General features: G+C 62.0%; 13 protein-coding genes. 3 read left to right on the top strand and 10 right to left on the bottom strand.

Annotated elements, in window-relative coordinates:
• The first annotated feature begins 2 nt into the window (after positions 1-2).
• Positions 3-206, top strand: a complete 204-nt coding sequence (locus RR51_RS01325; RefSeq protein WP_003258925.1) for a twin transmembrane helix small protein — start codon at positions 3-5, stop codon at positions 204-206.
• Positions 207-305: 99 nt separating this feature from the next.
• On the opposite strand, the gene RR51_RS01320 is transcribed toward RR51_RS01325, so the two are convergent.
• The 4 genes from RR51_RS01320 to coxB are packed head-to-tail and all read right to left on the bottom strand — an operon-like array spanning position 306 to position 4,547.
• Entirely contained in the window at positions 306-1,193 is an 888-nt protein-coding gene (locus RR51_RS01320) for a cytochrome c oxidase subunit 3 (RefSeq protein WP_003258926.1), read from the bottom strand.
• A 16-nt stretch (positions 1,194-1,209) separates the two neighbouring features.
• Positions 1,210-1,776 (bottom strand): cytochrome c oxidase assembly protein, encoded by a 567-nt coding sequence (locus tag RR51_RS01315; protein ID WP_039612408.1) that lies wholly within the window; start codon positions 1,774-1,776, stop codon positions 1,210-1,212.
• A gap of 10 nt (positions 1,777-1,786) precedes the next feature.
• Positions 1,787-3,376 (bottom strand): cytochrome c oxidase subunit I, encoded by a 1,590-nt coding sequence (gene ctaD, locus RR51_RS01310; RefSeq protein ID WP_015268463.1) that lies wholly within the window; start codon positions 3,374-3,376, stop codon positions 1,787-1,789.
• A 43-nt stretch (positions 3,377-3,419) separates the two neighbouring features.
• Positions 3,420-4,547 carry a cytochrome c oxidase subunit II gene (gene coxB / locus RR51_RS01305; RefSeq protein WP_015268462.1) on the bottom strand — a complete coding sequence of 376 codons (1,128 nt, stop codon included), beginning with the start codon at positions 4,545-4,547 and terminating at the stop codon, positions 3,420-3,422.
• 369 nt (positions 4,548-4,916) lie between these two features.
• On the opposite strand from coxB, the gene RR51_RS01300 reads away from it, so the two are divergent.
• Positions 4,917-5,558 carry a hypothetical protein gene (locus RR51_RS01300; protein WP_039612407.1) on the top strand — a complete coding sequence of 214 codons (642 nt, stop codon included), beginning with the start codon at positions 4,917-4,919 and terminating at the stop codon, positions 5,556-5,558.
• 132 nt (positions 5,559-5,690) lie between these two features.
• Here RR51_RS01300 and RR51_RS01295 read toward each other — a convergent pair whose 3' ends face one another.
• The 6 genes from RR51_RS01295 to prlC all read right to left on the bottom strand — a co-directional run bounded on the left by RR51_RS01295 (position 5,691) and on the right by prlC (position 14,178).
• The gene (locus tag RR51_RS01295) at positions 5,691-7,223 is read right to left on the bottom strand and encodes a SulP family inorganic anion transporter (RefSeq protein WP_039612406.1); all 1,533 of its coding nucleotides are present in this window, start codon (positions 7,221-7,223) and stop codon (positions 5,691-5,693) included.
• A 192-nt stretch (positions 7,224-7,415) separates the two neighbouring features.
• The gene (locus tag RR51_RS01290) at positions 7,416-8,135 is read right to left on the bottom strand and encodes a carbonic anhydrase (RefSeq protein ID WP_013970295.1); all 720 of its coding nucleotides are present in this window, start codon (positions 8,133-8,135) and stop codon (positions 7,416-7,418) included.
• A 422-nt stretch (positions 8,136-8,557) separates the two neighbouring features.
• Positions 8,558-9,616, bottom strand: coding sequence for a PA0069 family radical SAM protein (locus RR51_RS01285; protein ID WP_039612405.1), 1,059 nt, complete (start codon positions 9,614-9,616; stop codon positions 8,558-8,560).
• A gap of 77 nt (positions 9,617-9,693) precedes the next feature.
• Complete coding sequence (locus tag RR51_RS01280) at positions 9,694-11,688, bottom strand: M3 family metallopeptidase (RefSeq protein WP_039612404.1); 1,995 nt, start codon at positions 11,686-11,688, stop codon at positions 9,694-9,696.
• Positions 11,689-11,812: 124 nt separating this feature from the next.
• Entirely contained in the window at positions 11,813-12,094 is a 282-nt protein-coding gene (locus RR51_RS01275; protein ID WP_013970292.1) for a YheV family putative zinc ribbon protein, read from the bottom strand.
• Positions 12,091-14,178 (bottom strand): oligopeptidase A, encoded by a 2,088-nt coding sequence (gene prlC / locus RR51_RS01270; protein ID WP_039612403.1) that lies wholly within the window; start codon positions 14,176-14,178, stop codon positions 12,091-12,093. Before prlC ends, RR51_RS01275 begins: the two co-directional genes overlap by 4 nt.
• A gap of 66 nt (positions 14,179-14,244) precedes the next feature.
• On the opposite strand from prlC, the gene RR51_RS01265 reads away from it, so the two are divergent.
• A complete protein-coding gene (locus RR51_RS01265) occupies positions 14,245-14,793 on the top strand; it encodes a gamma carbonic anhydrase family protein (protein WP_003261048.1) in 549 nt (182 codons plus the stop codon).
• Positions 14,794-14,817 lie beyond the last annotated feature (24 nt).

The following is a 14,817-nucleotide window of genomic DNA, read 5'->3' as shown; positions in this document are numbered from 1 at the left end:
CCATGCTCAAGGCCGCGATTGTCCTGATGCTGTTGGCTACGATTGCCAGCCTGTTCAGCGGCCTGGTGTTTCTGGTCAAGGACGATGAAAACTCGACCCGTTTGCTGAAGGCACTGACCGTGCGGGTGACCCTGGCGGCCCTCACCATCGGCCTGGTGGCCTGGGGCTTCATCAGCGGTCAGCTGGTCTCACACGCCCCCTTCTGAAGTTTTCACCTGACCCTGTGGGAGCGGGCATGCCCGCGAATGCGATGTTGAATGTACCGACGCATTCGCGGGCGCGCCCGCTCCCACAGGGTTCTCTATTCACAACACATAGACAAAGATGAACAACCCCACCCACACCACATCGACGAAGTGCCAGTACCAACTGGCCGCCTCGAAACCAAAGTGTTTCTCCGGGTTGAAATGCCCGCGCAAGATGCGCACGAACATCACGATCAGGATGATCGTGCCCAAGGTCACGTGGGCGCCGTGGAAGCCGGTGAGCATGAAGAACGTCGCGCCGTAGATACCCGACCCCAGCGTCAGCCCCAGCTTGGTATAGGCCTCGTGGTACTCGTAGGCCTGCAACGCGATGAAGCTGGCGCCCAGGACGATGGTCAGCGCCATCCAGAATTTCAGCGGGCCACGGTGGCCGCGACGCAGGGCATGGTGGGCGATGGTGATGGTCACGCTGGAGCTGACCAGCAAGATGGTGTTGATCAGCGGCAGGTGCCACGGGTCGATCACTTCCTTGGGCGGCGGGAACAGTTTTGGGTCGGGCGTGTGCAGCAGCGGCCAGGTGAATTCGAAGGTCGGCCACAACATGTGCGCAACACCCTTGGCCCCTTCACCGCCCAGCCACGGCCCGGCCAGCACGCGCACGTAGAACAGCGCACCGAAGAAGGCTAGGAAGAACATCACCTCGGAGAAAATGAACCAGCTCATGCCCCAGCGGAACGAGCGGTCCAGTTGCGGGCTGTACAGCCCCGCGCGGCTCTCCCGCACCACCGAACCGAACCAGCCGAACAGCATGTAGGCCAGGAACAACGCACCGATGAAGAAGATCAGCGGCCCGTGCGACTCGGGGTGGCCGGCCTTCATGTCGTTGAACCAGGTACCCAGGCCGAACACCGTGATGAACATGCCGATGGTGGCGATGATCGGCCACTTGCTCTGCGCCGGAACGTAATAGTGCTCATGACTTGCCATTGCTGTTCTCCTTCCCTTAACGGGCGCCCTGGACGTCCTGAACCGCGACATGCGCGACCGGCGGGTGGCGAGCGGTGATGTCGAACAAGGTGTAGGCCAGTGTCAGGTGCTTCACGCTGGCCGGCAGGTCGCGGTCGACAATGAAGCGCACCGGCATCTCGATGCGTTCGCCGGGCTGCAGCACCTGCTGGGTGAAGCAGAAGCACTCGGTCTTGTGGAAGTACGCCGCGGCCTCGGCCGGGGTGATGCTGGGGATGGCTTGCGCACTCATCGGCCGATCGGTCGGGTTGTGGGCGATGAAGATCATCTGGTTCACCGCACCCGGGTTGACCTCCAGCTGGTCTGCGGTGGAATAGAAGTCCCAGACCATGTCGCTGGCATTGGTCGACATGAACTGCACCCGCACCGAACGCGTCGGATCGCTGACCTGGCTGCCTTCATACTGCCCACCGGTCTTGCCGTTGATGCCGAAGGCCTTGCACATCACGTCATAAATGGGCACCAGGGCGAAGCCGAAGGCGAACATCACCACCGTCAGCATCAGCAGGCGCAACACCAGGCGTTTCAGCGAAAGGCCGCTCATGGCACGGTTCCTATTTCACTTCCGGTGGCGTCTGGAAGGTGTGATAAGGCGCAGGCGAAGGGATCGACCACTCCAGGCCCTCGGCGCCATCCCATGGCTTGGCCGGTGCCGGCGCGCCGCCGCGGATGCACTTGATGACGATGAACAGGAAGAAGATCTGCGTGGCACCGAACATGAACGCGCCGATCGACGACACCATGTTGAAGTCGGCGAACTGCAGGTTGTAGTCGGGGATCCGCCGTGGCATGCCGGCCAGCCCCACGAAGTGCATGGGGAAGAAGGCCATGTTCATGCCGACGAACGATAGCCAGAAGTGCAGCTTGCCCAGGGTTTCGTCATACATGTGGCCAGTCCATTTCGGCAGCCAGTAGTAGGCCGAGGCGAAGATGCCAAAGATAGCCCCAGGCACCAGCACATAATGGAAGTGCGCCACCACGAAGTAGGTGTCGTGGTACTGGAAGTCCGCTGGAGCGATGGCAAGCATCAGCCCGCTGAATCCGCCTATGGTGAACAGGATGACAAAGGCGATGGCGAACAGCATCGGCGTTTCGAAGGTCAGCGAGCCCTCCCACATGGTGCTGACCCAGTTGAACACCTTCACCCCGGTAGGCACGGCGATCAGCATGGTGGCGTACATGAAGAACAGCTCGCCGACCACGGGAATACCGACCACGAACATGTGGTGGGCCCAGACGATGAACGACAGGAAGGCGATGGCGCCGGTGGCGTATACCATCGAGGTGTAGCCGAACAGCGGCTTGCGCGAGAACGCCGGGATGATCGAGCTGACCGCGCCGAAGGCCGGCAGGATCATGATGTATACCTCGGGGTGGCCGAAGAACCAGAACACGTGCTGGAACAGCACCGGGTCACCACCGCCGGCGGCACTGAAGAAGCTTGTACCGAAGTGGATGTCCATCAGCATCATGGTCACGACGCCGGCCAGCACCGGCATCACCGCAATCAGCAGGAATGCGGTAATCAGCCAGGTCCAGACGAACAGTGGCATCTTCATCAGGGTCATGCCTGGAGCACGCAGGTTGAGGATGGTGGCGATCACGTTGATCGCGCCCATGATCGAGCTGATGCCCATCAGGTGGATGGCAAAAATGAAGAAGGTGACGCTGGCCGGCGCGTAGGTGGTGGACAGCGGGGCGTAGAAGGTCCAGCCAAAGTTGGGCCCGCCGCCCGGGCTGAACAGGGTCGAGACCAGTAGCAGGAAAGCTGCCGGCAGCAGCCAGAAGCTGAAGTTGTTCATCCGCGGCAAAGCCATGTCGGGCGCGCCGATCATCAGCGGGATCATCCAGTTGGCCAGGCCGACGAAGGCCGGCATCACCGCACCGAACACCATGATCAGGCCGTGCATGGTGGTCATCTGGTTGAAGAACTCCGGCTGGACGATCTGCAGGCCAGGCTGGAACAGCTCGGCGCGGATCACCATGGCGAACGAGCCGCCGAGCAGGAACATGATGAAGCTGAACCACAGGTACATCGTGCCGATGTCCTTGTGGTTGGTAGTCAGCACCCAGCGCATCAGGCCCTTGGCCGGGCCGTGCGCATGGTCATGGCCGTGGGCGTGGTCGTCGATCACTGCACTCATGTCCTGTCTCCTGCAATCCATTGATTGCCGCGAGTAACCCGGTTCATTGCGCTTCTGCCTGCTTCAGCGCCAGCACGTCCTTCGGCGTGACCATGTCACCCTTGTTGTTGCCCCAGGCGTTGCGCTCGTAGGTGACCACGGCGGCGATGTCGACTTCCGAGAGCTGCTTGCCGAACGCGGCCATGGCCGTGCCGGGCTTGCCGTGGAAGACGATGCCCAGGTGGGCTTCCTTCGGCCCGGTGGCGATCTTCGAGCCCTTGAGCGCAGGGAACATCGGCGGCAGGCCCTGGCCTTCGGCCTGGTGACAGGCCACGCAGGTGGTGTGGTAGACCTTGTCACCACGTTCCACCAGTTCTTCCAGGGTCCATTCCTTGCTGGTCAGCTCCTTGAGCTTGGCAGCTTCAGCCTTGCGCTCGCCCAGCCAGGTGTCGTAGTCGGCCTTGGACTTGACCTCGACCACCACCGGCATGAAACCGTGGTCCTTGCCGCACAGCTCGGTGCACTGGCCGCGGTAGATGCCGGGCTTCTCGATACGGGTCCAGGCTTCGTTGACGAAGCCGGGGATGGCATCACGCTTGACCGCGAAGGCCGGCACCCACCAGGAGTGGATGACGTCGGCAGCAGTCACCAGGAAGCGCACCTTGGCACCCACCGGCAGCACCAGCGGCTGGTCGACTTCGAGCAGGTAGTGCTCGTCCTTGGGTGCCTTGTTGTGGATCTGCTCGGTGGGGGTGGCCAGGTTGCTGAAGAACTCCACGTCCTGGCCAAGGTATTTGTAGTGCCACTTCCACTGGTAGCCGGTAACCTGGATATCGATGTCCGACTCGCTGGCATCGTAGATGTCGATCAGGGTCTTGGTGGCCGGGATGGCCATGGCTACCAGGATCAGGAAGGGGACCACGGTCCAGAGGATTTCCACCCAGGTGTGCTCGTGGAAATGCGCAGCCTGCTGGCCGGTGGAACGGCGGTGGATGACCATGGACCAGAACATCGCGCCAAAGACAACGATGCCGATGATCACGCAGATCCAGAAGATGGTCATGTGCAGGTCGAAGACGGCGTTGGAGACTTCCGTCGCGCCTGGGTGCATGTTCACGGTCCAGGCGGCGTTGGCCTGACCAAAAACCGACCACAACAGGAGGCCCATCCAGACATGTGGATGTCGCATCATTGCGGGTTCCCCTTCTCGTTCTTGTAGTCCCGGAGGCGTGGCCTGCGGCAAGAGGGAACGGTGGTCAAGACTACCTGGCTTCGACGACCGAGCCCCTGCTAAAAGCAGTCGGGCCTCATCAACGAATCACGTTCACCGGGAGTATAGACAGCGACCAACGGCACGCAACGAAGCCCGTGAAATGAACTTCATGAAATGGCTGAATGGCCTGAAAACCGCGCGCTTGACGCGGCATGGCACAATAATGGCTTTTCGATATGCCTGAGCATGCACACGTTTGCGAGACTTATAACAAATGCGTCTTAGGTATTCTGTATACCGAGCTAATTTAGTGTCTTCCGTTTGAAACGTAATGTCCCTGGAGTTGTCATGAACATCGCTGCTGTACGCGAGCAGGTAAGCCAAGCCCATCAACACGAAGGCCAGACCGGCCAACTGAAAAAGCGTCTCGAGCTGCAACTGCCCCACCTGCACCCCTCGATCCAACTGCCTGAGCAGGACGCCCAGGGTACTTTGGCGCGCTTCGTCAGCGCCTACATCGAACAGGTTCCGGAACTGCTTGAGGCCGCCCATGAGGTCGCCCGCGAGGCCGGGATCGAATCGCAGATCAAACCTGTACTGAAAATCGCCGAAGCCTACTTCCTGCAGCCGCCCAGCGTGATGCAAGGGCATGTGGGCCTGGACTGCCTGCTGGATGAGGCCTACCTGGCGCACCGCCTGGTGGAAGAGGTGAACGACCTGTACATCCGCCACTTCCAGCAACCGTTGATCCCGGTCGACACCACCGTCGCCAACCTGATTGCCCACCAGTTGATTGGCGAGACGTTTGCCAATCAGCTGGATGAAGTGGTGCACCACTCGGTGGATGAAATGTTGAACGACGAAAGCTTCGCGGTGGAGTCGGTGGAGGCCTACCGCGAGAAATTGAGCAGCCCGGAAACGGGCGCGGCCTGGAAGCGCTGGCCGTGCCTGTCGCGGCAGCTGGGGGTGGAGCTGGGCCAGCCGGCCTGATATTCCTGTCCCGGCCTCTTCGCGGGTAAACCCGCTCCCACAGGTACTCCACAGGGTTCATAGCCTGTGCAGTACCTGTGGGAGCGGGTTTACCCGCGAAGAGGCCAGTTCAGGCGATACAGACTTTCAGCTTCAGGCCCCAACCCCCGCCTTAGTCCGCATCCGCCCCTCGATCCGCCGCTTCAAGCGCCGCTGCTCGATCAGCAAACGCGACCCATTGGCCGAATTACTGCGCCCCCAATCCTCAAGCAGCTCAAGGCACGAGTGGTCGATATAGCTCAGGTTACCCAGCGGCACATGCAGCGTGGTCCCCGCCGGCACGCTATCCAGCACCTGGGTCAGCGCCGGCACCTTGAGGAAGGTGGCCGCGCCACTAAGCCGCAATTCCATGTGCCCAGCCTTCTCCAGGCTGACCAGATTGATCTTCAACCGCGCCGCCTTCAGTGCCAGCTTCAGCAAGGTCAAGGCAAAGCCCAGCAATACGCCAGTCAGCAGGTCGGTAAAGATGATCGCCAGCGCCGTCGCCGCGTAGGTGAACATCGGCATGCGGCCATAGCGGCCCAGCCCACGAAACGCCTTGAAATCCACCAGCTTGACCCCGGTGAACACCAGCACACCCGCCAGGCTAGCCACCGGGATCTGCTGCAGCACGCTGCTCAGCGCCACCACGAACGCCAACAGCCAGAGGCCATGGAAGATCGCCGAAGCCCGGGTCTGCGCACCCGCCTGCACGTTGGCCGAGCTACGCACGATCACCCCGGTCATCGGCAACGCACCGAGCACCCCGCACAGCATGTTGCCGATGCCCTGGGCCGACAGTTCACGATCAAAGTCCGAACGCTGGCCGCTGTGCATGCGGTCAACCGCTGCAGCCGACAACAAGGTTTCGGCACTGGCGATGAAGGCCAGGGCAAAAGCGGCGACCAACAAGGTAGGGTCGGCCAGTTGCATCAGGTCACCAGGGCGGATCCAGTCGATGGCCTCGGACAGGTCGGCCGGCACCTGTACGCGGTTCACCGGCAAAGCCAGCCAGATGCTGATGGCCGTCATGGCCGACACACCCAGCAGGGCACCCGGGACGAAGCGCAGCCGCTGCGGTCGCAGCCGCTCCCAGCTCCACATGATGGCGATGGTGCCCAGGCCAAGCGCACCGGCCATCCAACCAGAGCCGGCGCTTTCCTGCGGCAGGGCGGCGGCCACGGTCGCCGGGAACTCCAGCAGGTTCTGCATGCCGGATGGCTGCGGCGCGGTGTCGAACATCACATGCACCTGCGAAAGCACGATCAGCACGCCAATCCCCGCCAACATGCCGTACACCACCGCCGGAGCGGTAACCCGGAACCAGCAGCCCAGGCGCAGGCGCCCGGCCAGTAACTGCAGCAAGCCGGCCAGCAGCAGGATCGGCCCGAGCATGGCCATGCCATGCTGGCGTACCAGCTCGAATACCAATACCGCCAGACCTGCGGCCGGGCCACTGACCTGCAGCGGCGAACCGGCGAGGAAACCTACGACAATACCGCCAATAATGCCGGTAATCAGGCCTTTGGCCGGCGGCATGCCAGAGGCGATCGCAATGCCCATGCACAACGGCAGTGCCACCAGGAAGACCACCACCGACGCCAGCAACTCACGCGGCAGGGCCGCTTTCAACTGTGTAGTGTTCACCGTGTTTCTCCTTTCTTTGTCACACAGCCATTCCCCTGGCCGTGGGCACGTTTGCCCCTGACGAGCGCGCAGGCGCGGGCCGCCAGCGGGAGTGCCGGCAAGGCAGTCAGGGAATTCAAGGCAGCCGAAGGCCGTGCCACACCCCTACGGGGTGCAGCCGGCTATCAAGGTTCCAGCGGGTGGATGGGTCGCTTAGTAGCGGCCTCTCGGAGTAGCGCAGGGGACCGGCTCGCCAGCAGCCAAGGGCAGGAAGGTATCGCTGGCGGCGTCGTAGGCTTCGATCTTGCTGGTCTCGATGTCGTAGACCCAGCCATGGATGTACAGCTCACCGGCTGCCAGGCGCGAAGCCACCGAAGGGTGGGTGCGCAGGTGATGCAGCTGGGCGATGACGTTTTCCTTGGTCAGCACCTGCATGGTTTCATGTTCGCTGCCGCACGAGCAGTTGTTCTCGACCACGGTGCGGGCCACTTCGGCGTGGCGCAACCAAGCGGACACGGTCGGCATCTTGGTCAGCGATTGCGGGTTGAGTACGGCACGCATGGCGCCGCAGTCGGAGTGGCCGCAGACGATGATGTGATGCACTTTCAACGCCAGTACGGCGTATTCGATGGCGCTGGAAACGCCGCCGTTCATCTGGCCATACGGCGGTACCACGTTACCGACGTTACGGGTCACGAACAGGTCGCCAGGTGAACTCTGGGTGATCAGCTCGGGAACAATGCGCGAGTCGGCGCAGGTGATGAACATGGCTCGCGGGGTTTGCGCGGTGGCGAGCTTCTTGAACAGCTCTTGCTGCTCGGGGAAAACGTCATGGTGAAAACGCAGGAAGCCGTCGACGATGTGCTTCAGGGCGGCATCGGCGCTCTCCGCGGGGACCTGCGGTACGACCTTGGATGGGTCCTTGACGGGCATGATTCATCCTCTTGACGGTTTGTAGGTAAATCCATTTTACCGGTGAAAGATTCTGGCTATGCAGGGATTTAGATGACACGCACGGGCCATAGATCACAGTCGGTGAAGACTGATTTCCTACGCTAGCGGGGAAAACTTAACTGAAACTTAATTCGAAGGCTCTAGAACGGGTGTTCCAGATGAGAAAGGCGGGTATTGGATAATAGCAAAAAAACATCAACTGCCAAGAGCCATTACTGCAATTATCAACTTGAATTAGTTGCATTGAGGGCTGGCAATGCGCCACACGTGGGAACCCGGAACCTGCGCAGAACCTGTGGGAGCGGGCGTGGCCGCGAAGGAGGCAACTCGGTACATGGCACCGGCTGCGCCGGTGTTCGCGGGCGCGCCCGCTCCCACAAAAGCCGTGCTCTGCTCAAACATCAGAACAACGCCATCTGCCCACCCGGCGGGCAAAACGCCGAACAATCCAGCGCCTGCGCTTCTCGCTCTTTGAACTCCAGCCGCTTCATGGCCTTGGCAAAACGCTGCGCCAGCAACTCGGCAAACACGCCTTCACCGCGCATGCGCGCACCAAAGCGGCTGTCATACAGTTCGCCGCCGCGGCTCTGGCGGATCAGGCTCAACACATGCGCCGCCCGCTGCGGGTAATGGTCCTGCAGCCATTGCTCGAACAACGGTGCCACTTCCAGCGGCAGGCGCAACATCATGTAGGCTGCGCTCTGTGCACCTGCCTGCCTCGCCGCCTCCAGCAGCCGTTCCAGTTCACTGTCGTTGATCATCGGAATCATCGGCGAACACAACACGCCCACCGGCACTCCCGCCTCGCGCAACACGCGGATCGCCCGCAAGCGCGCCTTGGGTGACGCCGCACGCGGTTCCAGTACCCGTTTCAAGTCATCGTCCAGCGTGGTCAGGCTGATCATCACCCGCACCAGGCGCTGGCGAGCCATCTCGGCCAGCAGGTCGAGGTCGCGCAGCACCAGCGACCCCTTGGTGACGATGGTCACCGGGTGGCGAAAACGCAGCAGCACTTCGAGCAGGCGCCGGGTCAGCAGTTGTTCACGTTCGATCGGCTGGTACGGGTCGGTATTGGAACCCAGGTTGATCGGCGCGCACACGTAACCCGGTTTGCTCAACTGTTGCGCAAGCACCTCGGCGGCGTTGGTCTTGGCAATCAGCTTTGTCTCGAAATCCAGGCCGGGGGATAGGTCCCAGTAAGCGTGGGAAGGGCGGGCATAGCAGTAGATGCAACCGTGCTCGCAGCCACGGTATGGGTTGATGGAACGGTCGAAGGGCAGGTCGGGCGAGGTATTGCGGCTGATCACCGATTTGGCCGTCTCTACCCGTACCTCGGTGCCCTGGGTTTGCGGCACCTCCTGATACCAGCCGTCATCCTCCGCCATCGAATGGCTGGGGGCAAAGCGGTTGTGCGGATTGTGCGCCGTGCCACGGCCCTTTTGCGGTGCTGGAGGAATCATGGCCTACCTCGGATACTGTATTCATGTACAGTATCGCGCATGCCTGATTCTTTCCAGCACCTCCGGTCAGCCCACTGTCACTTCAGGCCATGCCAACGCAGGAAGGGCAGTTGGCTTGACTGCCGGCCGAGAAACGCCTCAATACCGTCACGTAAAGGTCGCGATGCCCCAGGGGCAAGCAATGTCTCCTGCAGCGCCCGGCCTGTGGCCCGGTCCAGCAGGCCTTGGGCCTCGAAGCGGGTGAACAGGTCGAATGCGTGCACATCCGACCACAGATAGGCGTAATAACCGGCATCGTAGCCATTTACCAGATGGTCGAAGGCATGCGCCGGGTGCTCGAAATCGGCCAAGGGCCAGTAGCCACAACGCTCACGAGCATCGCCCAGGCGCTGCTCGAGGGACCGGCCATCGTTCGGCGTGCCATGCAGGTCCAGATCGAACAGCGCCATGCTCAGGTCGCGCGCGGTTTCCTCCACACCTTGCTGCCGCAAGCGGCGCAGGCATTCATCGACCCGGGCCCGGGAAAGCTTGCTGCCATCCTGAAGTGGCGAAGAGATCGCCACCAGGTAATCCGCGTCCCAGACCCAGCGCTCAAACAGCTTGCCGAACAGTTCCACGCCATCGGTACCGAGTTCGGTGACGTTGGACATCACGTGGTTGGTCGTGCGCACCAGCAAATGGTGCAAGGCATGGCCAAACTCATGGAACAGCTTGCGCAGTGACAGATGGTCCAGTAACGGCTGGCTACCCGGCAGCGCTGCAGGCACGTCGCTGTAGACCACCACCGAGGCCGCCTGGAAGATTCCCTCGGCATCGACCCGGCGGTTGCGAATGTAGGTGGTGAACACCGAGTCAGGTTGCTTGCCGGCATGCTGTACGGCGTCCAGGTACAGGAAACCGATCAAGGCGTTGTCCTGCCACACCTCGAACGGTTGCACGCTGTCATCCCAGGTTGCCAGCGGCTTGGCCAGCAGCGTTACGCCAAACAGTTTTTCCGCCAACTGCTGCAATGCGCTGACCACGGCATTCAGCGGGAAGTGTTCGCGCAAGGCTTCGGTGGAAAGCACCTCTCGCGACGAGGCCTGCAGATAGGCAATGTCCCAGGGCTGGACATTCCCCAGACCTTTGGCTGCGGCCTGATGCTGCATATCTGCACGCCACTGCAGCACGGCCGGCCGCACATGGTCGGCAAGGTCATGAAGAAAGCCGCGCACCTGGGCAACCGAACCCGCGCTCTTCGAATGCAGGCTCTGCTCCAGATGGCTGGCAAAGCCGAGCAAGTGGGCCTTTTCTTCCAGCAGCCTCGCCAGTTGCTCCAGGTGCGAGCGATTATCCTGCTGTTGGCCAAGGCCGACGCCTCGGGTGTTGTAAGCCCGGTATACACGCTCACGCAGCTGCCGGTTGTCGGCATGCTTGAGCACGGCGTCGGTAGTCACGCTTTCACATGCAATCAACCAACCCGGCTCACCCACCTCCTGTGCTCTGGTAGCCAGCTCGTCACGGATGCGTTGAGGTACACCGCTCAGTTCGGACTCATCCGTAATGCTCAGCCCTGGCCGGTTGATGTTGCCGCGAAACGCCTCGCGCGCAGCGCCAATCCGTTTCAGCAGTTCGGCCAGGCGTACCTTGCCTGCGGGGTCGAGCGATGCACCACTGGAGGTGAACTTGTGCAGATGCCAGCGCAGCGTGGCGCGTTTCTGGGCATCCAGCTGCTTGCCGATGTCGCTGTTGGCCAAGCGCTCATACAGGGCCTGCAGTGCTGAATTGGCGAATTTCTGTTCGAACCGCTCCGTGGCCTTGGCGAAGAAGTCGAAGATGGCACCGGCCCAGGCTTGATCCCGACCAACCAATGGCGAGGCGGCATACAACACCGTCAGCAGCTGACTATCCAGCCCGTCCACCGCCAGCACCATGTCATCCCAGGTTGGCAGTGCCTGCTGTTCGCGAATGATGCGCTCGATGCCTTGCTCGTGCGCCAACAGCACGTGGTCGAAGGCAAACTGCATGTTTTGAAGCGTGATCGACGGATAATCGACGGGGATACGGCTATTTTGCAGAAGGGGGTTATCCATGGTGCAACACCTTGCTCGTAGAGAAGAGCAGGCGAGCTTGCATGGCCAGCGTGCAGCAGGTGGCCTGACTATCTACCACCCGGGGCATGCCCGCCCGGGCACGAACCCGGGCGGCACGACGGCTTTATTCAGCCGGTTTCTTCAGCTTCGGGTTGGGGAAGAACTGCACCGTTTGTACCTTGGCCGGCGCGGCTTTCGGTTCCAGATGGTTGACCCGGGTGCCGAGCTCCTTCGGCACCGACAAGCCCTGCTCGTTGAGGGTGTCAGTAAAGCCGCAGGCCACGCACTCGCGGTGCGGTACGCCGTCTTCGTTCCACATCATCAGCTTGTCGGTCTCGCTGCACGCCGGGCATACCGCCCCGGCAATGAAGCGTTTCTTGGTCTTGTTCACGGCTACCTCGCTCATGCTGCAGCGTCCTCGCTCAGGCCACTATGGCGCAGCAAGGCATCGATGGAAGGCTCACGGCCACGGAAGTCGACGAACAGCTCCATCGGCTCGCGCGAACCACCGCGTGCCAGGATCGCCTCACGGAAGGCACGGCCGGTTTCGGCGTTCAGCACGCCTTCTTCCTCAAAGCGCGAGAAGGCGTCGGCCGACAGCACTTCGGCCCACTTGTAGCTGTAGTAGCCCGCCGCATAACCACCAGCGAAGATGTGCGCAAAGCTGTTGGGGAAGCGGTTGTACGCCGGCGGGCGCATGACCGACACCTCGTCGCGCACGCCTTCGAGCACCTGCAGCACGCTGCGGCCGTCGCCATGGGTTGCATGCAGCTCGAAGTCGAACAGCGAGAACTCCAACTGGCGCACCATCATCATGCCCGACTGGAAGTTCTTTGCCGCCAGCATCTTGTCCAGCAGGTCCTGGGGCAGGGGGCCGCCAGTTTCGTAGTGAGAGGAGATCAGTGCGAGGCCTTCCGGCTCCCAGCACCAGTTTTCCATGAACTGGCTCGGCAGTTCGACCGCGTCCCAGGCCACGCCGTTGATGCCGGATACACCGGGATGCTCGATGCGGGTCAGCATGTGATGCAGACCGTGGCCGAATTCGTGGAACAAGGTGGTGACTTCATCGTGGGTCAAAAGAGCCGGCTTGCCGGGCGCGGCCGGGGTGAAGTTGCACACCAGGTTGGCCACGGGGCTCTGCAACTGGCCAGCGGCTGTGCGGCGACGGTCACGCGCGCCATCCATCCAGGCGCCGCCACGCTTGTTGGCGCGCGCGTATAGGTCGAAGAAGAAGCGGCCGACGTGCTGGCCGTTTTCCTTGATCTCGAACAGGCGCACATCCGGGTGCCAGCTGTCGAAGCCCTTGAGCTCGGCAATCTCGATACCGTAAAGGCGCTGCACGATGCTGAACAGGCCACCCAGCACCTTGTCGATCGGGAAGTAGGCGCGCAGGGCTTCCTGCGACACGCTGTAGCGCTGCTCGCGCAGCTTCTCGCCGAAGTACCCGGCGTCCCAGCTGGCCAGCTCAGGGCAGCCCTGCTCGGCGGCATAAGCCTTGAGCTGCTCCAGGTCCTGGGCGGCGAACGGCTTGGACCGCTTGGCCAGGTCACGCAGGAAGCTCAGCACCTGGTCACTGGACTCGGCCATCTTGGTGGCCAGGCTGAGCTCCGCGTAGTTCTTGTAGCCCAGCAGTTCGGCCAGCTCCTGGCGCAGGTCAAGGATTTCCTGCATCACCGGGCCGTTGTCGAACTGGCCGGCATTCGGGCCCTGGTCCGAGGCGCGGGTGCAGTAGGCCGCGTATAGCTCTTCGCGCAGGGCGCGGTCGCTGGCGTAGGTCATCACCGCGTAGTAGCTGGGGAATTCCAGGGTGATCAGCCAGCCGTCGAGGCCCTTGGCCTGGGCGGCCGCGGCCATCTGCGCCTTGGCCGAATCGGTCAGGCCGGCCAGCGCGGCTTCGTCGGTAACATGCTTGGTCCAGGCCTGTGTGGCGTCGAGCAGCTGGTTGGAGAAACGGCTGCCAAGCTCGCTGAGCTTGCTCTGCACTTCGGCGTAGCGCTGCTGTTTATCCGCCGGCAGGTCGATACCCGACAGGCGGAAGTCCCGCAGAGCGTGCTTGAGGATAGTCTTTTGCGCCACATCGAAGCCGGCGGCTTCCGGGCTGTCGATCAACGCCTGGTAGGCTTCGAACAGCGCACGGTTCTGGCCCAGTTCGGTAGAGTAGGCGCTAAGCGCCGGCAGGCAAGACTCGTAGGCTTCGCGCAGCTCCGCGCTGTTGCACACCGCATTGAGGTGGCTGACCGGGCTCCAGGCGGCGCCCAGGCGGTCATTCAGTTCGTCCATGGCCAGCACCAGGCCAGCCCAGGTAGGGTTCTTGCCCTGCTTTTCGAGGATCTCGGCAATGGCTTTACGGTTGTCGGCCAGGATCGCTTCGATCGCCGGCAACACGTGTTCGGCACGGATTTGCGAGAAGGGCGGCAGATCGTAGGACTGCAGAAGCGGGTTGTTCGCACTCACGGTTTGGATACCTTGGCAGAAGAAACACTGCCCCATCTTAATTACAATCGACGCCGACCGCAGCAGGCAGCCTGCCTATCGGCACAGATGAGAGACGCTATCATGGCCATCCGAAGCTTCCAGCAACACACTCCGAAAGTTGGGCCCAGGGCCTTCGTCGACCGATCGGCGGTAGTGCTGGGCGACGTGGAAATCGGTGAAGACAGCTCCGTCTGGCCTTTGACTGTGATACGCGGCGACATGCACCGCATCCGCATCGGCGCGCGTACCAGCGTGCAGGACGGCAGCGTGCTGCACATCACCCATGCAGGCCCGTTCAACCCGGACGGCTTCCCGCTGATCATCGGTGACGAAGTGACCATCGGCCACAAGGTCATGTTGCATGGCTGCACCCTGGGCAACCGCATCCTGGTCGGCATGGGCAGCACTATCATGGACGGTGCCATCGTGGAGGACGAAGTGATCATCGGCGCCGGCAGCCTGGTGCCGCCGGGCAAGCGCCTGGTCAGTGGGTACCTGTACATGGGCAGCCCGGTGAAGCAGGCCCGGTTGCTGAACGACCAGGAACACGCATTTTTCGCCTACAGCGCCAGTAACTACGTGAAGCTCAAGGACCAGCACCTGGCCGAAGGCTACGACCAACCGGAATGACCGCATTCGCGGGTAAACCCGCTC

It is taken from the genome of Pseudomonas sp. C5pp (assembly GCF_000814065.1).
In the GTDB taxonomy this organism is placed as follows: Bacteria; Pseudomonadota; Gammaproteobacteria; order Pseudomonadales; family Pseudomonadaceae; genus Aquipseudomonas; species Aquipseudomonas asiatica.
Note: the sequence above shows the minus strand (reverse complement) of the source record. Positions and strands in the feature narration are given on the sequence as shown.